Source organism: Streptococcus sp. oral taxon 058 str. F0407 (assembly GCF_000235485.1).
Taxonomy (GTDB): Bacteria; Bacillota; Bacilli; order Lactobacillales; family Streptococcaceae; genus Streptococcus.
Map to the genome: position 1 here is coordinate 467,027 of NZ_JH378888.1, position 19,176 is coordinate 486,202.

Consider the following 19,176-nt stretch of genomic DNA (forward strand, 5'->3'; position numbering starts at 1 on the left):
ATTTCTTTAATCTACATAAGTATCTTCGTTTTTATTGAGAAAGGCATATGGTAATCCCATCAAGAGACCTCCTCCGATAAAGTTCCCGACAAAGGTTACACCCCAGTGACGAAGGATATTAGGAATGTCAAAGTTTGCGATGGAATCAGCTGCAACACTGAACTTAACAATCGCAAAAGAAGCAAAGTTCGCAGCAATGTGTTCGTTTGTTAAGAATACAAACATGTAAATTGCAGACAAAACAAGCCAAAGTTTTGCCCTACCGTCTTTCACCAAAACGAATGAAAGAATAGCAATGTTTACGAAGATATTGGCTAAAATACCTTCAAGCAAGACTAGCTCATTGGAACGGCCTAACTTCATCTCTACAACCCCTGAGATGAAACTATCATGGGTCAGATTTGCATAGGCTGCTGAGTGGGCAAAGCCCCAACCTGCTATCAAAGCTCCGATGAGGTTGAACAAGGTACAGTATAGTAAAATCTCAGCTGTTTTTCTCCAAGAAATTTTCTTCAAAAAACTGCCAGCTGTCAAGAACATCATGTTTGAAGTTACCAACTCAGCATTTAAGAAAACAATGTAGGCCAATCCCCAGGCAAAAACGAATGGAAAGAGAAAACGTCCACTACCTGGCGCTATTTTATTAATCAAGTCAGCCCCAACTGCACCTGCAGCTGTACTGAAAGTTAAGAATGCACCTGCAAACATGGAACGAATCGCATATTTGAATTTGCTTTGATTATAAAGACTTTCTTTCTTCTTGCAAGCAAATTCAATTTTTGAGATAAATTCTGATGAGACCATAGAAAACTCCTAAAACTTTTATTTGTGAATATTATAACATAAAACACGCATTTTGAAAAGCCTTTCTTGTATCCGTTTTCTACAAAGAAAATCAAGGTATTGGGAATTCCATAAATCTCTCCTTTATCCATTAACAGAAAAACACTTCAACTTTTCAAATTGATCATCTAAAAATTCAAACTCAAATAGATGCCAGTCATCGAAGGTTTGCTCACAATAACTAACTGTTCCTTGATTGTAGTCAATGATAGGTTTCCCCAGCTTGTTCTTCACATCTTCCTCACTGACATCTCCATACATTTCCTTAAGATCAGCAAGCATGAAGTTGATGATTCTATTGATATTTTTCCGATAATTTTTTGCTAACAACTGAACTTTATCCATAAATCCACAATCAGGCTCCTCGTCCCAAACAAAGATCACTCCTTCATACTCATAAGTATATTTGCTGCAAACTCTCATCAAAATTCATTTTTCACTCTCCAAATATGCTTGCAACGATTAAAACATATCATCATAATGTTCACTTGCTTGTTGCACAAACTCGAAAATATTCAAAGATATGGGTTTCATTTCCAGTGAGCCTAATGCCCCCAAATCATTCATATAAATGGTATCGTCAGAATCTTTCTTTATAAAAAAAGCGATATCCCCATCTTGCCCAATCAGGAAAAAATCTGGTTCCCACTCTTCTATTTGGTAGGTGGAGTTTCTTTCTAACAAATCTAACCTCGAATATAAGGTAATACCTGTATTCTCTATTACAAAGTCTCCTGCTTTGTCGATTTTGCTCAAGAATTCTGCGTATAGGTTGGGAAGTACCAAGTCAATCTGATGATTCATTGTCAGCTCCTATTCTATTTTTCCTGCTGTAAAAGTCCTATACCTCATCTTAACCTAGTTCTCTAAAATGTGGAATATGGTATCCAAAATAACACTTCCCCGATTTTCCTATGAAGATTCCATGTCCAGCCATATTGGCAATTTCTCCCAGGAATATCATACGATAAATCTTTCAACCTACTGACCAACTTCCTCTCACATTGAAAAGATACCATTAAAGCTGAATGATCATCTTACATTATCAAATTTTATAGTTTTCGATTTCTTCTCTACTCATACCTACAAGTTCTGTCGTCCACAAGCCTACAATGTCCGACAAAACTGGATCGCAGGTATACTCTTCTTCCCCATCGATATACTTACAGGAAAAGACAGGCTCCCTTGTCGCTGCTCGGTAAAATGTCATGGCTACTTTTTCTAGTTTTTGGGGATTGAAATCAAGTGATAGTTTTTGAGCCATATTTCCTCGTACCAGATCCCAATTTTCCTGCTTAGTCTGATAGCTTTCTCGTATTTTAGCCACATAACCTTTACAAAATGCTTTCAATAAATCTGTGTTCTGATAAAGATACCGACAACTAAAACCCGAAATACAACCTGCGTGAAGTAGAAATGTCAGTAAGTCATCCAGACTTTCTGCTACTCTTCCCACTTGGCCCTCACTTCCGATAAAGCCTATGCTATTATCTTCGAGAAAAACATATTCGCCCCCACTACCGTCTTGAGCAAATGCCCTACAGGCAAGAGAGTATTCCTCATTGTTCCCTGAAAACTGGACTTCACTTACATTGTCATAAAAATAAATATCACACTCGGTCATCAGTAAGACCCTTAACTGTTCATTTTGTCTGACTTCTTGTAGTTTATCCATGGTCATTCCTTTCTTAAGCTAAACACTTATCTATCACTTACAATTCTAATATGGTAGTTTTTAGTTTCATTCTTTAGATTCTTGACAAGCATATCATTCTGTTTTGATTTGCCAAAGAAAAATGATAGAGTCTTTCTGTCTTTCTGTTCAATACACAAAAGATATTTTACCCCATTCAATTTAACACTGCGAATATATTTGACTTCAATCCTTTTGATGTTATTCAGTGGAATGATTCGCTTCACAAATGCGAAAGCATTGTGAATATAAAGTCTCCCATTGGCAATGTGAAACGGGGCAAAAAAATTACCACCACTACGACGGACAATTATAAAACGTCGCCAAAAGATTAGTAAAAGAATAGAGGTTAATAAGTAAAAGGCAAAACTAAAGACAGGACCTTCCCACATCGTTTTCATTCCAATCCAAAAATATTCGAACATGTATTATTCTCCTTTGGCAGACGGTTCTATTTGACAAAAAACCAGCGAAAAATACAATTCACTGGTTTTTGAGGTTAATAACGTTGTTTATATGGCTGATTAAAGGCGTTTAGGATATCATCAGATGTTTCAGAATATGCTTTAACTTCTTTAAAATCACCTTTAACAATAATCCGCTCTGTCGCATTATAGTCGACACAGGTTACCAATGTGATTTCTTTGATACCATCACGGTCTTCAATTTCGTCAACGCGATCAGGCGTTACGTGCTTCACCTCACGAATCTCATAGGTGTATACTTTATCTTTATCAGTCAGATAAATTTTCATCCCCGCTTTGGCATTGACCAAAGGCGAAAAGAGCATTTGACTTGCATTTTCAGCAGTAAAGATATGGTGGCTGGCTAGTGAATAGTTGCCTTCCCCCATTTTCTGATTTGCTTTCATGGTCCCTGCCCCGTAGAACAAGTTTACATTATCCAAACCTTTAAAAATGGGCAGGTTAATCTCTACTTCAGGAATGGCAATCCCTCCTATGACTGGAAGTTGTTGAGCATCCCACTGGGCAGCTAACACCGCTTCTGATGAGATGGATTTGACAGAATCAAAATCGAAATTTCCCTCTGTCTCTTTGTTCTCTTCAATCTTTTCCTTAGTCACCTGACTGACTTGGTATTTATTGGTATTCCAAACCATAAAGAGATCTCGAATCTTTGAATTAAAAATCAAGGCTAGGGAAAGAAGAATCAAGAAACCGGCTAAAATATTGATTAGTATATTTTTACGATTATTCTTCTTCATTTTTCTGTGAGACATTATGCTTCATCCTCTGTTTTCTCTTCTGTTGCTACCTCTTCTTTTTCTGCTGCAGCAACCGTTGTGAAGGTCACAATCTTGGCATCTTGGTCTAGACGCATCACCTTAACTCCCATCGTTGAGCGTCCTGTTTGTGAAATATTGGCAACATTTGTACGAATCATGACACCTGTATCCGTGATAATCATCAGGTCTTCATCTCCTTTAACAGTGAGGAGGCCTGCAAGAGGACCATTCTTTTCAGCAACATTGGCTGTCTTCATCCCTTTACCACCACGGCCTTTAGTTGGATATTCAGTTGCAAGAGTACGTTTACCATAACCTTTTTCAGTGATGATAAGGACCTCGTCCTGATCAGTAATCACACTAGCTCCAACTACTGTATCTCCTTCTCGAAGGTTAACTCCTCGAACACCTGTCGCGATACGGCTCATGCCACGAACGGCTGATTGATTAAAGCGAACAGCATAACCAAACTTGGTACCAATGATAATATCTGTGTCTTCTTCTGTCAGCAAGACGTTAATCAGTTCATCTTCATCCTTGAGATTCAAGGCCTTAAGTCCATTTTGACGAATATTGGCGAATTCTTTGACACTGGTTCTCTTCACGACACCGTGACGAGTTGTAAAGAAGAGATATGCGTCATCACTGCGTTCAGAATCAATGTTGATGATGGTCTGAATGCTTTCGCCTTCGTCCAACTTCAAAAGATTGACAACAGGCAATCCCTTGGCTGTACGACCATATTCAGGAATTTCATAGCCCTTAAGGCGATAGACGCGCCCTTTATTGGTAAAGAAGAGCAGATGATCATGAGTGCTGGTTGAAACCAACTCACGTACAAAGTCATCATCCTTAACCCCAGTACCTTGGACTCCACGACCACCACGTTTTTGAGCAGTGAACTCACCTTGGTCCAAACGTTTGATATAGCCCTTGTTAGAAAGGGTAATCAAGACATCCGTCTCCTCAATCAAATCTTCATCTTCAAGAGTCAAGACCTCTCCGACCATCAACTCGGTACGACGCTTGTCACCAAACTTGCGTTTGACTTCGTCCAATTCGTCTTTGATGATTTGCGCCACACGATCTGGTTTGGCAAGAATATCGGCCAAATCTGCAATCAAGGCGATCAATTCATCATACTCAGACTGAATCTTATCGCGTTCCAATCCTGTCAAACGACGAAGACGCATATCAAGGATAGCTTGGCTTTGACGTTCAGAAAGTTTGAACTTGCTCATCAACTCAGCTTGCGCTTCCGCATCTGTTTCACTGGCACGAATGATACGAATTACTTCATCGATATGGTCTAGCGCGATTAAAAGACCTTCTAAGATATGTGCCCGCGCTTCTGCTTTTTCCTTGTCAAAACGTGTACGACGAACAACTACTTCTTTTTGGTGCTCGATATAAGCATCCAAGATTTGACGAAGGGACAAGATCTTCGGTACACCGTTTTGAATCGCCAGCATATTAAAACCAAAATTGGTTTGCATCTGGGTCATCTTGAAGAGATTGTTAAGGATAACATTGGCAGAAGCATCACGTTTGACCTCGATCACAAAACGAACCCCTTCACGGTTGGACTCATCACGGACTGCTGTAATGCCCTCAATCCGTTTTTCTTGTACTAAGCGAACAATATGCTCATGCACCTTGGTTTTATTAACCATATAAGGAAATTCCGTTACAACGATACGCTCACGACCCGTCTTAGTGGTTTCAATCTCTGTTCGAGAACGAAGGACAATGGAGCCTTTACCGGTCTCATAAGCCTTATGGATTCCTGATTTTCCCATGACGAGAGCACCTGTTGGAAAATCTGGACCAGGCAAGACTTCCATCAAGTCCTTAGTAGTCACATCTGGATTGTCCATGACGAGCTTCACCGCATCAATAGTTTCGCCCAGGTTGTGAGGAGGAATGTTGGTAGCCATCCCAACAGCAATCCCAGTAGCCCCATTGACCAAAAGGTTTGGAAAACGAGCTGGCAAGACCAAGGGTTCACGTTCATTGGCATCGTAGTTATCTACGAAATCAACTGTGTTTTTATTGATGTCACGAAGCATTTCCAGAGCAATCTTGCTCATACGTGCCTCAGTGTACCGCTGCGCGGCAGCACCGTCCCCGTCCATAGAACCAAAGTTTCCATGCCCATCAACAAGCATGTAACGGTAGCTCCACCACTGAGCCATACGAACCATGGCTTCGTAAATAGATGAATCTCCGTGTGGGTGGTATTTACCCATAACATCCCCTGTAATACGGGCTGACTTTTTATGAGGTTTATCTGGTGTAACACCTAGTTCATTCATTCCATAAAGAATACGACGGTGAACAGGTTTTAAGCCATCTCGAACATCAGGAAGAGCACGCGCTACGATAACACTCATGGCGTAATCGATAAAGCTGGTCTTCATCTCCTTTGTCAGATTGACATTCACTAAATTTCTATCCTGCATTAATAAATGCCTCATTTCACTATTAGTAATTAGATATATTATACCATAAAATGTCCTTTATTTCAGGCATCTGAAACTACTAAAACGTTTACATTGATAACCGAATAGAATATTCGTGACAAAGCTTTTTAAAAGTGATAGAATGAAAGTGTCTGGGGATTCCCCTAAAAAAAATGAAGGAGATGTTTAGATAATGACTTCAACTAAACAACACAAAAAAGTGATCCTTGTTGGTGACGGTGCCGTAGGTTCATCTTACGCTTTCGCACTTGTTAACCAAGGAATTGCACAAGAGCTTGGAATTATCGAAATTCCACAATTACACGAAAAAGCTGTTGGTGATGCACTTGACCTTAGTCACGCCCTTGCCTTCACTTCACCTAAAAAAATCTACGCTGCTCAATACTCTGACTGTGCAGATGCTGACCTTGTTGTTATCACTGCAGGTGCTCCTCAAAAACCAGGTGAAACTCGCCTTGACCTTGTAGGTAAAAACTTGGCTATCAACAAATCAATCGTAACACAAGTTGTTGAATCAGGTTTTGATGGTATCTTCCTTGTAGCAGCTAACCCAGTTGACGTTTTGACTTACTCAACTTGGAAATTCTCTGGATTCCCTAAAGAACGTGTTATCGGTTCAGGTACTTCACTTGACTCAGCTCGTTTCCGTCAAGCACTTGCTGAAAAATTGGATGTTGATGCTCGTTCTGTTCACGCCTACATCATGGGTGAACACGGAGATTCTGAATTTGCAGTTTGGTCACATGCCAACATCGCTGGTGTAAACCTTGAAGAATTCCTTAAAGACACTCAAAACGTTCAAGAAGCTGAATTGATTGAATTGTTCGAAGGTGTTCGTGATGCTGCTTACACAATCATCAACAAAAAAGGAGCTACATACTATGGTATCGCCGTAGCACTCGCTCGTATCACAAAAGCAATTCTTGATGACGAAAATGCAGTACTTCCACTTTCAGTCTTCCAAGAGGGTCAATACGGAGTTGAAAACGTCTTTATCGGTCAACCAGCAGTTGTTGGTGCACACGGTATCGTTCGTCCAGTAAACATCCCATTGAACGACGCGGAAACTCAAAAAATGCAAGCATCTGCTAAAGAATTGCAAGCAATCATTGATGAAGCATGGAAAAATCCTGAATTCCAAGCAGCTTCTAAAAATTAATTAAAAGAAGGTTCTCATACATGAGGACCTTTTTCTTTTACTATAAATTTTTCAAAAGACTACTTATCTCAGAAGTTATATATTATATTAAATACTCGATTGAAAAAACACCTAAATTTATACATATATAACTAAACGAATGAAATCAACCGTGGCAGATGTCATGGAAAAGTATTAGCCTTTGCCCCAAAAATGCCCCAAAACAAGAAAAAAGCCTATCGACCAAGCAATGAAGCTTGATACAATAGGCTTTTTCTAAATTCATTATTTAACAGCGTCTTTAAGAGCTTTACCAGCTTTGAATGCTGGAACTTTAGAAGCTGCGATTTTGATTTCTTTACCAGTTTGTGGGTTACGACCTTTACGTGCAGCACGCTCACGAACTTCAAAGTTACCAAAACCGATCAATTGAACCTTTTCACCAGCTGCAAGGTATTCAGTTACTGCTGCGAATACAGCGTCAACTGCTGCTGCTGAATCTTTCTTAGTCAATTCTGTAGCTTCTGCTACTTTAGCGATCAAATCTTGTTTGTTTGCCATGTTAATAATTCCTCCAAATAATTTCTAATTAACAAATATAATCATATCCTAAAATTGCCCACAGGTCAAGTCAAAAACGCTATTTCTAACGATTTTTCTCTATTTTTTTAGGAATGATATCGAACTAAGATAGCCCATGCATTTTCACCTGTATGGGTCTGAATGATAGAGCCCGTTTCCAGTACTGAGATTGGTTTTTCGACATAAGTTTGTAAAACATTCTTCATCTCATTGGCCCATTCTTTAGTACCAGCGTAGGATATTCCAATTTCTGCAACAGATTTATGAGAAAGTGTCTCTGCTAATTCATCAAGCCATTTTTTAAATGTCTTAGCACCGCGCCCCTTTACAATAGGTTGCAGTTCATGCTCCTTCATTTGCATGACGACACGAATATTCAACAGAGAACTGAGCAAGCCTGTCACACGTCCGATACGTCCACCCTTAACTAGGTTTTCTAATGTTGAAACACCGATATAGAGTTCAGTATGTTTCTTGACCTCTTCCACACATGCCAAGATGGTTTCTAAATCTTTGCCTTCTTGGGCAAGTTTAGCAGCTTCAACAACTTGAAACTTCATCGCCTGATCTGTAAAAGAACTATCAATAACGGTCACATCAGCAGTTGAGAGACTTGCCCCTTGGCGAGCAGCTTCAACGGTTCCAGACAAGGCATGGGACATGTGAATAGCGAGTATCTGACTGCCGTCTTTACCTAGTTCTTCAAAAACTTCAGCAAATACTCCCACTGGAGGCTGACTGGTTTTGGGCAGGTTTTTACTTTGCTGCATAAGATGAAGGAATTCCCCTTCTTTCAAATCTGCATCAGAATAAAGGGTACCATCAATCATCACAGATAAAGGAACAACGGTGATATTTAATTCTTTAACTACTTCTGGTTCAATAGTAACAGAGGAATCAGTTACAATTTTTACTTGTATCATATCTTCAATCTTTCTATTCTTCTCAATAAGATAGGGATTTATCACTTTTATTATATCAAAAAATTGTTAAAAAATCATAATGAATCCAATGAAAAAGCTTGGAATTTTGGTATAATCTATCTATAGAAAAGCGAGGAAAAGTCATGATCCGAAAAGTTCAGCCTATTATTACTATCATACTTGGGGCAGCTATTTATGCCTTTGGTCTTACCTATTTTGTAGTTCCTCACCATTTGTTTGAAGGCGGAGCAACTGGTATCACATTGATCACCTTCTATCTCTTTAAAATTCCTGTCTCATTGATGAACCTCTTGATAAATATTCCTTTATTTATCCTAGCATGGAAAATATTTGGTCCCAGAACCCTCTATTCCAGTCTTTTGGGAACTATCTCCCTCTCTGTCTGGCTTGCAGTCTTTGAAAGAATTCCTTTACAGTTTGACTTACAAGGGGATCTCATTATCGTTTCCTTGGTTTCGGGTGTTTTACTGGGAGTCGGTTTAGGAATTATTTTTAACGCTGGAGGTACAACTGGAGGATCAGATATCGTTGCCCGTATCCTCAACAAATACACCAATATTTCGATTGGTAAATTACTCTTTGGGATTGACTTTTTTATCCTAATGTTGATTTTAATCATCTTCCAGGACCTTCGTTTGGTCACCTATACTCTCTTGTTTGATTTTATCATCGCTCGTGTTATCGACTTGATTGGGGAAGGGGGCTATGCTGGTAAAGGATTTATGATTATCACTCAGTATCCTGAGCAATTGGCTGATAAAATCAATGAAGAGCTAGGACGTGGCGTGACCTATATCTCTGGTCAGGGCTACTACAGTAAGAAAGATTTGAAAATCATTTATTGTATCGTTGGTCGAAATGAAATCGTTAAAATGAAGGATATGATTCACAAAGTCGATCCCCAAGCCTTTATCACTATCACCGAAGCTCATGAAATACTAGGCGAAGGATTCACTTTCAAAAAAGAAAATAGATAAAAAGCTGGGAAATTTTTCCAGCTTTTATTTTTCTTCAGAAAGTGTAGAGTGACGATAGCCATAAGTAAAGTAAATCACTAGTCCAACCGCCAAAGCAAGTCCAAAGGCAATCCATGTTTCCTTGGTGTACTGAAGCATAAAGGAAAGACAGATAAGAATGGAAAGGATTGGCAAAAGCGGCACTAAAGGAGTTTTGAACTCTCCATCTTTTGGCATGCCCTTCTCCTTTCTGAGTTTTATTATTCCGTAGGCTAACAAAATGAGATAGGCTAGTGTACAGATATTTAGAAAGGCGGCAATACTTGCCAAGGGGAAAATACCCGCAGCAATGGCTGAAGCAACCCCTGTTAAGATGGTCGCATTCTTTGGAACTCGGCTGCTTTTACTTAGTTGTTTGAAGCTTTGAGGAAAAAGCCCATCACGCGCTAGGCTGTAAATCATTCGAGATAGAGCGTAGGTCATGGAAATACATACGGTTATCAGGGTTAGAATGGCTACGAGTGAAACATAGTTGGCGGCCCAACCAATCCCAATACTACGCAATGAGAAGGCTACTGCGTCATCCACATTGAGCTTACTGTAGTGAACAATCCCTGTCAATACTAGGGTTACCAAAGCATAGAGAATGGTTACGATTGACAGAGAAAGCACTATTCCACGAGGAATATTTTTTTGTGGACTTTGAATTTCATCAACTGCCATTGAAATCGACTCAAAACCGAGAAAACCAAAGAACATCAAAGAGGCTCCTGCCATAATCCCAGTACTTCCGCCATAAAGCTGACCAAAGCCAAAGGGAGCAAAATTTAACCAATTTTCAGGTTTGATGTGCCAAATCCCAACTAGGATGAACAGAGCCAGAGCAGAGAATTTCAAGACTACTAGAAGCGAATTAAAGCGCAAGGCTGCCTTGGAATTCAATAAAACTACTCCTGTTACCAAAGTAAGCACCAAAATAGGTAAAAGATCGATATAGGTCCCCTGTTCAGGATTAAAGGTGCCATTCAAAGCTTGGGGCATGGAAATACCATAATTACTGAGCAAGCCCTTGAAGTAAGCTGCCCAGCCAGACGCCACGCCTGAAACAGCTGTCATGAATTCCATGATGGTCAACCAGCCGGCAATCCAAGCTGGTAATTCGCCTAAGATCGCATAGAGATAACTATAAGCACCTCCTGTTGCAGGCACACGAGAGGCAAATTCTGCGAAAAAGAGGGCAGATAAAGAAACACACAGGGCAGAAATCACAATGGATACAACCAGTGACGGACCAGCAAGTGTTGCTGCCGCCGTTCCTGTAATGGTGAAAATTCCCGTCCCTACCATGGCACCGATTCCTAATAAAATCAAATCCCATAATTTCAAATGGCGACGCATTTCTGTCCGTCCCAGACTAACATCCTTTGTTCTAAAAATATTCATACTTCATCTCCACAAATTGTAATTGTTTTATTTTACCACATAAAAGTATATTTGTGAATATTTATTAGGTCCTTTTTTGAAAAAAATTCTGAACAGGAAGATTTCCTGTTCAGATTCTGCATATTCTTACCCAACTGATCCTTCCATTTCATAGCTAATCAAGCGGTTGAGCTCAACTGCGTATTCCATTGGAAGTTCTTTAGTGAAGGGTTCTACAAATCCCATGACAATCATCTCAGTTGCCTCGGATTCTGATAAACCACGACTCATGAGGTAATACAATTGTTCTTCAGAAATCTTAGAAACTTTGGCTTCGTGTTCCAAAGCAACTTGCGAGTTATGGATTTCATTAAATGGAATGGTATCTGACGCTGACAAGTCATCCATGATAATGGTGTCACACTCGATGTGAGAGACAGATTTCTTAGAATTTTTATTAAAGGTTACTTGTCCACGATAGTCAACCTTTCCTCCGCCTTTAGCAATGGATTTTGACACGATAGACGAGCTGGTATGTGGAGCATTGTGGATCATCTTAGCACCCGTGTCTTGGTGTTGCCCAGCATTAGCAAAGGCGATAGAGAGCATGGTACCACGAGCCCCTTCTCCATCAAGGTAAACAGATGGGTATTTCATAGTCGTTTTGGCACCCAAGTTCCCATCAATCCACTCAACAGTTGCATCTTTCAAGGCTTTGGCGCGTTTGGTTACCAAGTTATAAACGTTATCAGACCAGTTTTGGATAGTTGTATAACGCATATAAGCTCCGTCCAAAGCAAAGATTTCTACAATGGCTGCATGCAAGCTGTTGCTTGAGTAAGTTGGTGCTGTACAGCCTTCTACGTAGTGAACACTTGCTCCTTCATCAACGATAATCAAGGTACGCTCAAACTGACCTGTATTTTCGTTGTTGATACGGAAGTAAGTTTGAAGCGGAATATCAACCTTGACACCTTTTGGTACGTAGATAAAGGTTCCACCAGACCATACTGCCGAGTTGAGGGCTGCCAACTTGTTATCTGTCGGTGGTACCAACTTAGCGAAGTATTGTTTAAACAAGTCTGGGTATTCCTTGAGGGCAGAATCTGTATCTGTAAAGATAATGCCTAACTTCTCAAACTCTTCCTTCATGTTGTGGTAAACCACTTCTGACTCGTACTGAGCAGAAGCTCCAGCTAGGTAGGCACGTTCAGCTTCTGGAATCCCGATACGTTCAAAGGTTTCTTTGATTTTTTCAGGAACTTCATCCCATGAACGAGCTGGTTTGTCAGATGGTTTTTGGTAGTAGATTAAGTCATCAAAGTCAATCTCTGACAAGTCTGCCCCCCAAGTTTGCATGGGCATTTTCTTAAAGGTTTCGTAAGATTTCAATCGAAATTCTAACATCCACTCAGGCTCACCCTTGGCAGCAGATAATTCACGAATAACACCTTCGTTGAGTCCTTTTCCTGTCGATAGGACAGGCTCTACATCATCATGGAAACCAAATTTATATTCACCAAGGTCAATTGGTTTTGGTTCTACTCTTTCTTCAGCCATAATATCCTTTCTTTCATTATATATTTCTATGTTTCTTATTTATCTTCTTGATTTTCAATTGTCTTCTTAAGGGCATTCCAAGCTAGAGTTGCACACTTAATCCGTTGTGGGAATTTGGCAACACCTGATAAGAAAGCTGCATCGCCAAGTTGGTCTTGGAGGTCATCTTTTTGACCTTGAACCATTTCTGAAAAAATGGTCGCAAGCTCTAAAATTTCTTGTTTGGTCTTGCCTAAAACTGCATCTGTCATCATACTAGCAGAGGCAGTTGAAATCGTGCATCCTGAATTTAGAAAAGCAATATCTTCCAAACGGTCCTCTGCGTCAAACTTGACAGAGAGGTTGATGACATCCCCACAGGTTGGATTATTGAGGCTGATTTGCTCAGCATCTTCCAGCTTCCCTTGGTGATGTGGATTTTTCGAATGGTCTGCCACCACTGCCATATAAAGGCTATCTAGTTTAGAAAGTGCCATTGAAAAACTCCTTTGTCTTTTGTAAAGCATCGACTAGTTTGTCACAATCTGCCTTGGTATTGTAGATATAAAAACTTACACGAGCTGTTGCTGGGACTTCCAAATACTGAAGCAAAGGTTGGGCGCAATGGTGACCAGCACGAACAGCCACTCCTTCATAATCTAATGCTGTAGCAAGATCATGAGGATGAAGATCCCCTAGGTTGAAGGCAATGACACCTGAACGTTGAGCCAGGTCTTGCGAACCATAAATAGTCAGTCCTTCAATCGCCTGTAGTTTTGGATAAACGTATGCAATCAGTTCCTGTTCATGGGCTTCAATCGCATCCATACCAATCTTTTCCAAATAATCCACTGCAGCAGCAAGTCCAATAGCACCTGCCATGTTAGGAGTTCCAGCCTCGAATTTCCAAGGCAATTCCTTCCAACTAGCAGATTGCTCATAAACAAAATCAATCATTTCGCCGCCGAATTCTACTGGTGACATTTGTTCCAGATACTTTTCTTTACCGTAAAGGACACCAATACCAGTTGGACCAGCCATCTTGTGACCTGAAAAGGCAAAAAAGTCTACATCCAAGTCCTGGACATCAATCTTCATATGAGGTGTAGATTGTGCTCCATCCACTACCATGATAGCTCCAACTTGGTGGGCCATCTGAGTGATTTCTTTGATAGGATTAACCACACCAAGAACATTGGAGGCATGAGCTAGCGAAACAAACTTGACCTTGTCCGTCAGTTTAGCTCGCAAGTCCTCCATATCCAAGGCTCCGTCTTTGAGATAAACATAGACAAGCTCCGCTCCAGTCTTGCGACAGGCCTCCTGCCAAGGGATGATGTTGGAATGGTGTTCCATGACGGAAATCAAGACCTGGTCCCTCTCAGTTAAAACTTCCTCAGCGAAGCGTGCCACCCAGTTAAGACTGGTTGTCGTTCCTCTGGTGAAGAGAACTTCCTTTGTCGAACCTGCGTTGATAAACTTACGAATGGTTTCACGAGCAGCTTCATAAGAAGCTGTCGCCCGTTCCGCCAAAGTATGAACCCCACGGTGAACATTGGCATTGTCCTGCTCATAGTAGCGGTTGATTGTTTCCAGAACTGCTAGTGGTTTTTGTGTCGTCGCAGCATTGTCCAAATAGACCAGAGGTTCATCGTTAACAATCTGGTCTAAAATTGGAAAATCCTTGCGAATCGCTTCTACATCTAACATCGGTTTCCCCTTAGCGTTTTGACAATTTTTCTTCGATGGTTGCAATCATTTCATCACGAACTTCCTTGACTGGAATCTCCACGATAACAGAGCCAAGGAAACCACGAACAACCAAACGCTCTGCAGTTGCCTTGTCCAAGCCACGGCTCATGAGGTAGTACATGTCTTCAGGATCTACCTGACCGATAGAAGCTGCGTGCCCTGCAGTAACGTCATTTTCATCAATCAAAAGAATTGGGTTGGCATCTGAACGAGCTTGGTCTGAAAGCATGAGAACACGACTTTCTTGTTGGGCATCTGCTCCCTTAGCTCCCTTGATGATGTGACCTATACCGTTGAAGGTCAAGGTTGCTTTCTCAAGAATAACGCCATGTTGGAGGATATTTCCAATAGAGTTGCAACCGTAGTTTGTTACGCGAGTATCAATCCCTTGCACCTGACGGCCACTTGAAAGAGCTACGACTTTAAGGTCAGCATGGCTACCATTACCAATCAAGTCGCTATCAAAGTCCGCAACGACATTCCCTTCGTTCATGACACCGATTGCCCAGTCAATGCTTGCATCGTTGCCTAGTTTACCACGACGGCTAATGTAGGCAGTCACATTTTCACCTAAACGGTCAATGGCTGCAAATTTCACTTGCGCACCAGAACGAGCAATCACTTCAACTGTGATATTGGCAGTTGCTTTTGCACTGCCTCCACCTCGTGACTCTAGGCGTTCAAGATAGCTTATTTTAGAGTTTTTGCCAGCGATAATCATAATATGCTTGTTAAACGGCACATCGCTGTCGCTATCTTGGTAGAAAATCCCTTCGATTGGTTCAGCAATTTCAACATTATCAGGAATGTAGAGAACAGCGCCACTATTAAAGTAAGCTGTGTGGTAGGCCGCCAACTTATCATCATCGTACTTGACTGATGACATGAAGAACTCCTCGATAAGTTCTGGAATTTCTTCTAAAGCTGAGTGGAAGTCTGTAAAGACTACACCTTGCTCAGCCAACTTAACTGGAATTTGTTCAAAAACTGTTTGGGTGCCTACTTGAACCAATTTCAAGTGATTGTCTAGAGCTGTAAAATCTGGAACATTTGCTGATGGTTCGCTTTCTGTAATCGTACCATCTCCCAGATTCCAACGGTGAAATTTCACACGCTCGATAACTGGTAATTCCAAACTCTCAATCTTATCAAAAGCTTTTTGACGGAGGTCAGCTAACCAGTTTGGTTCAGCGTGCATTTCTGAAAAAAGTTTAATAGTTTCTTTAGTCATTTACTTCTCCTAAAAGATACGAGGGAATTACAATTCTTCCTTGTAGTCATAGCCAAGTTCATCAGCTAGTTTTGCGTATCCTTCACGTTCCAAACGAGCAGCCAATTCTGGACCACCAGAAAGGACAACACGACCTTCCATCATCACGTGTACCACGTCTGGTGTGATGTAGTTCAAGAGACGTTGGTAGTGAGTGATGATCATGGCACCAAAGCCTTCACCACGCATAGCATTCACACCTTTCGATACGACTTTAAGGGCATCAATATCAAGACCAGAGTCAATCTCATCCAAAAGGGCAAATGTAGGCTCCAACATCAAGAGTTGAAGAATTTCATTACGTTTTTTCTCACCACCAGAGAAACCTTCGTTGAGGTAACGCTCTGCCATTTCTTCTTTCATGTTGAGCAATTCCATTTTCTCATCTAGTTTAGTGATAAACTCACGAACTGAAATCTTTTCATCATCTTCTTTACCAGCATTCATGGCTGCACGAAGAAACTCTGCGTTAGTAATTCCTGGGATTTCTGATGGGTACTGCATAGCAAGGAAAAGTCCCATACGAGCGCGCTCGTCTACTTCCAACTCAAGGATGTTTACGCCATCAAACAAGACCTCACCTTTAGTAACTTCATAGTTAGGGTTCCCCATGATAGCTGCAGAAAGAGTCGATTTACCTGTACCATTTGGTCCCATGATAGCTGCGATTTCTCCTGTTTTCAGAGTCAGATTGACTCCTTTCAAAATTTCTTTTCCTTCAATCTCAACGTGAAGATCTTTGATCTCTAATACTGACATGATAGTTCCTTTCTTTTTCAAACATTTTGCTCAATACCTTAGGAAATTGCTTACAATCCCTAAAAAATAGGACAAAAGGTCAATAAATATACCCTACTAGTATAACAAAAAAAAGCCTAAAAGGCTTTGATTTTGTCTAGAAGCTGGGGCTAATCCTTGCGGTTTAAGTGTTGATCAATAGCATCTACGATTTTTCCCATCACATAACTTAACCTAAAATTTCGAAAGAGCAGAATGGCCCAAAAAGCTGCCATAATGTAGCGACCAGTCATCCAAGCTTCATTGAAAAAATAAGTCTCGGCAGCCGTGAATAATGCTATTATGATAAATTGTTGTCTATTCATAAGATTATTGTACCATGAAATCCATTTTTAGTCTTCTTCAACCATGACTTTATCAGCCAGAAATTCAAATCCTTCTGGAATCAGACTCTCTTCTTCCACCTCTTGATCAGCTTGAGGAGACTTGTTTTTAGCTGAAAATGCTGCTCGAACTTCTTTCCATTCCTCTAGGGAAATAGCCAGAATCTCAGGTGAAAATCCAGCTGCTTGGCTGAGAATATTGCCGAACATGGTATTGAGGTTATCACGTTTCATGGTTTGACCAGCATTGAAATTAGACTCAAAGGCTAAAATAGCATGGTGTTCATTGGCCGCAACTGGCTGAGAACCTACAAGAAGAGCCTTATCAGGTCCAGCTAAACTTTCAATCACTTCTCCCCACGCATTCTGGAGGCGAATCAAGTTTTGTCGTGCCAAAACAGGATTTTCGACAGCTTCTTGCAGGATAGACTGAACTTTGTTGCGATCCACTCGATAGACTGTCTTGGAAGGGGCTGGACGACTAGGAACTGCCGCAGCTGGTTTAGGAGCTGTGCCCACATTGGCAAGTTCTTGTTTGAGACGGGCGACTTCCTGTCTCAGTGCAGAAATTTCACTTTCAACAGCTCCTGAAAGCACAGATTCAGGTTTGATTTCCGCTAAACGAATGGTCATCATCTCAGCGTAAATCTTAGGTTGCAGGCTGGCCTTCATATCTGCTAGACTCACTGTCGCTAGACGAATCATTTCAAAGAGACTTTCCTGAGAAAGAGCTAGATTGTCCATAAAAACTGGACTATGATGAGTATTTTCGCCACCTGTCTGAACAACCAGTAAATCACGCAAATACTGCAAGAGATCCGTCACAAACCGAGTCATGCTCTTGCCATTTTCAAACAAAAGATTCAAAGCATCAAGAGCTTTTGGAACATCCTGTTGGGACAAGGCCGCCACATAGTCATCTAGAGCTGATAGACTAATAGTGCCTGTAATCTCCTCAGAAATAGCTGTAGTTAAAGCATTCCCTTGAGTCAAACTTAAGGCCTGATCCAGAATAGACAAGGCATCCCGCATCCCACCTTCAGCTCGTCTAGCAATGATTTCTACTGCCTCTGGTTCAGAACTGATATTTTCTTTTTCTAAAATATGATAAATATGAGCCATGATATCTTGCGTTCGAATCGATTTAAACTCAAAACGTTGAACACGAGATAAAATCGTCGCAGGAATCTTGTGCAATTCAGTGGTTGCCAAAATAAAGACAACATTCTGAGTTGGTTCTTCAAGGGTCTTCAAAAGCGCATTAAAGGCTCCCGTAGACAGCATATGAACCTCGTCGATAATGTAGACCTTATAACGAGCCAAGCTTGGAGCATAGGTAGATTTATCACGAATTTCACGAATTTCATCAACACCATTGTTCGAAGCCGCATCCATTTCGATAACATCTTCTAGGCTACCTTCTGTCACTGCCTGACAGATATAACAGTTATTACATGGTTCTCCATCCACTTGGTTTGGGCAGTTCATGGCCTTAGCAAAAATCTTGGCGACACTGGTTTTCCCAGTTCCACGAGGTCCTGAGAAAAGATAAGCGTGACTAATTTTTTCCTGCTCAACTGCTTGTTTTAGGGTTTTAGCCACAACCTCTTGCCCTACTAGTTGTGAGAAAGTCTGACTTCTATATTTTCGATAAAGTGCTTGATACATTAGGCTTTCTCCTCAAACATCGTAAAGTCCCATTCTGTCTTCTCAAGCAAAATAGCGACAAATTGTTCCAAGTAATCACGATCAATAGCATTGTAATCATCGATAAGAGAAGAATCCAAGTCTAAGACTCCGACTAATCTTCCATTCTTGAGCATAGGGACTACGATTTCACTCTTGGCATGACCATCACAAGAAATGTAGTTTGGATAGGTGCTCACATCCCCTACTAAAACAGTCTCCTGAAACTCAGCAGCTTCTCCACACACGCCTTTTCCAAGTGGGATACGAATGCAAGAAACACCACCCTGAAAAGGACCTAGTACCAACTCATTTCCATCAAACAGATAAAAACCTGAAAATACAGTATTCGGAAAGCGAGATTTTAGGAGGGCACTAGCATTTGAAAGATTGGCAAGAACATTGGTCTCACCTTCTAGTAAATAAGAGAGTTCCTCATTTAACAGTTGATATTGTGATTGTTTTTCTGAATCTAACATAGAACTATTATATCAAAAATGA

At 40.7% G+C, this 19,176-nt stretch carries 20 protein-coding genes; 2 read left to right on the top strand and 18 right to left on the bottom strand.

Annotated features, from left to right (window positions below; translation table 11 throughout):
- Positions 1-6: 6 nt before the first annotated feature.
- From HMPREF9184_RS06755 to gyrA, 7 genes are all read right to left on the bottom strand, one after another.
- Positions 7-804: a formate/nitrite transporter family protein gene (locus HMPREF9184_RS06755; RefSeq protein ID WP_000254768.1), complete on the bottom strand. Its 798-nt coding sequence runs from the start codon at positions 802-804 to the stop codon at positions 7-9.
- Positions 805-927: 123 nt separating this feature from the next.
- Positions 928-1,227, bottom strand: coding sequence for a hypothetical protein (locus tag HMPREF9184_RS06760; protein WP_232196696.1), 300 nt, complete (start codon positions 1,225-1,227; stop codon positions 928-930).
- 78 nt (positions 1,228-1,305) lie between these two features.
- Positions 1,306-1,647, bottom strand: a complete 342-nt coding sequence (locus HMPREF9184_RS06765) for a hypothetical protein (protein WP_001016376.1) — start codon at positions 1,645-1,647, stop codon at positions 1,306-1,308.
- A 241-nt stretch (positions 1,648-1,888) separates the two neighbouring features.
- Positions 1,889-2,518, bottom strand: a complete 630-nt coding sequence (locus HMPREF9184_RS06770) for a hypothetical protein (protein WP_000359637.1) — start codon at positions 2,516-2,518, stop codon at positions 1,889-1,891.
- A gap of 26 nt (positions 2,519-2,544) precedes the next feature.
- Entirely contained in the window at positions 2,545-2,961 is a 417-nt protein-coding gene (locus tag HMPREF9184_RS06775; protein ID WP_000464451.1) for a hypothetical protein, read from the bottom strand.
- Positions 2,962-3,035: 74 nt separating this feature from the next.
- Positions 3,036-3,776, bottom strand: a complete 741-nt coding sequence (locus HMPREF9184_RS06780; protein ID WP_000019636.1) for a class A sortase — start codon at positions 3,774-3,776, stop codon at positions 3,036-3,038.
- The gene (gene gyrA, locus HMPREF9184_RS06785; protein WP_001154034.1) at positions 3,776-6,244 is read right to left on the bottom strand and encodes a DNA gyrase subunit A; all 2,469 of its coding nucleotides are present in this window, start codon (positions 6,242-6,244) and stop codon (positions 3,776-3,778) included. The genes HMPREF9184_RS06780 and gyrA overlap by 1 nt, the downstream gene beginning before the upstream one ends.
- Before the next feature lie 193 nt (positions 6,245-6,437).
- On the opposite strand from gyrA, the gene HMPREF9184_RS06790 reads away from it, so the two are divergent.
- Positions 6,438-7,424 (top strand): L-lactate dehydrogenase, encoded by a 987-nt coding sequence (locus HMPREF9184_RS06790; protein ID WP_000204720.1) that lies wholly within the window; start codon positions 6,438-6,440, stop codon positions 7,422-7,424.
- A gap of 264 nt (positions 7,425-7,688) precedes the next feature.
- Here HMPREF9184_RS06790 and HMPREF9184_RS06795 read toward each other — a convergent pair whose 3' ends face one another.
- Both HMPREF9184_RS06795 and HMPREF9184_RS06800 read right to left on the bottom strand, forming a co-directional pair.
- On the bottom strand, positions 7,689-7,964 hold the full coding sequence (locus tag HMPREF9184_RS06795) for an HU family DNA-binding protein (protein WP_001284636.1): 276 nt from the start codon (positions 7,962-7,964) through the stop codon (positions 7,689-7,691).
- 107 nt (positions 7,965-8,071) lie between these two features.
- Positions 8,072-8,908, bottom strand: a complete 837-nt coding sequence (locus tag HMPREF9184_RS06800; protein ID WP_000616892.1) for a DegV family protein — start codon at positions 8,906-8,908, stop codon at positions 8,072-8,074.
- A 143-nt stretch (positions 8,909-9,051) separates the two neighbouring features.
- Between HMPREF9184_RS06800 and HMPREF9184_RS06805 the strand changes: the two genes are divergently transcribed.
- Positions 9,052-9,906 carry a YitT family protein gene (locus HMPREF9184_RS06805; RefSeq protein ID WP_000619965.1) on the top strand — a complete coding sequence of 285 codons (855 nt, stop codon included), beginning with the start codon at positions 9,052-9,054 and terminating at the stop codon, positions 9,904-9,906.
- Positions 9,907-9,930: 24 nt separating this feature from the next.
- On the opposite strand, the gene HMPREF9184_RS06810 is transcribed toward HMPREF9184_RS06805, so the two are convergent.
- From HMPREF9184_RS06810 to HMPREF9184_RS06850, 9 genes are all read right to left on the bottom strand, one after another.
- Positions 9,931-11,328, bottom strand: coding sequence for an APC family permease (locus tag HMPREF9184_RS06810; protein ID WP_001020293.1), 1,398 nt, complete (start codon positions 11,326-11,328; stop codon positions 9,931-9,933).
- Between the two features lie 126 nt (positions 11,329-11,454).
- Complete coding sequence (gene sufB / locus HMPREF9184_RS06815) at positions 11,455-12,867, bottom strand: Fe-S cluster assembly protein SufB (RefSeq protein ID WP_000797070.1); 1,413 nt, start codon at positions 12,865-12,867, stop codon at positions 11,455-11,457.
- A gap of 35 nt (positions 12,868-12,902) precedes the next feature.
- Complete coding sequence (gene sufU, locus HMPREF9184_RS06820) at positions 12,903-13,343, bottom strand: Fe-S cluster assembly sulfur transfer protein SufU (protein WP_001218472.1); 441 nt, start codon at positions 13,341-13,343, stop codon at positions 12,903-12,905.
- Complete coding sequence (locus HMPREF9184_RS06825) at positions 13,330-14,556, bottom strand: cysteine desulfurase (protein WP_000887704.1); 1,227 nt, start codon at positions 14,554-14,556, stop codon at positions 13,330-13,332. Before HMPREF9184_RS06825 ends, sufU begins: the two co-directional genes overlap by 14 nt.
- Positions 14,557-14,566: 10 nt before the next feature.
- Positions 14,567-15,829, bottom strand: coding sequence for a Fe-S cluster assembly protein SufD (gene sufD / locus HMPREF9184_RS06830; protein WP_000159840.1), 1,263 nt, complete (start codon positions 15,827-15,829; stop codon positions 14,567-14,569).
- A gap of 27 nt (positions 15,830-15,856) precedes the next feature.
- A complete protein-coding gene (gene sufC / locus HMPREF9184_RS06835; RefSeq protein WP_000114488.1) occupies positions 15,857-16,627 on the bottom strand; it encodes a Fe-S cluster assembly ATPase SufC in 771 nt (256 codons plus the stop codon).
- 149 nt (positions 16,628-16,776) lie between these two features.
- On the bottom strand, positions 16,777-16,971 hold the full coding sequence (locus HMPREF9184_RS06840; RefSeq protein ID WP_001081600.1) for a DUF3272 domain-containing protein: 195 nt from the start codon (positions 16,969-16,971) through the stop codon (positions 16,777-16,779).
- Between the two features lie 27 nt (positions 16,972-16,998).
- Positions 16,999-18,657 carry a DNA polymerase III subunit gamma/tau gene (dnaX, locus tag HMPREF9184_RS06845; RefSeq protein WP_000283842.1) on the bottom strand — a complete coding sequence of 553 codons (1,659 nt, stop codon included), beginning with the start codon at positions 18,655-18,657 and terminating at the stop codon, positions 16,999-17,001.
- On the bottom strand, positions 18,657-19,154 hold the full coding sequence (locus tag HMPREF9184_RS06850) for a GAF domain-containing protein (protein ID WP_000887146.1): 498 nt from the start codon (positions 19,152-19,154) through the stop codon (positions 18,657-18,659). Before HMPREF9184_RS06850 ends, dnaX begins: the two co-directional genes overlap by 1 nt.
- Between the last annotated feature and the right edge of the window lie 22 nt (positions 19,155-19,176).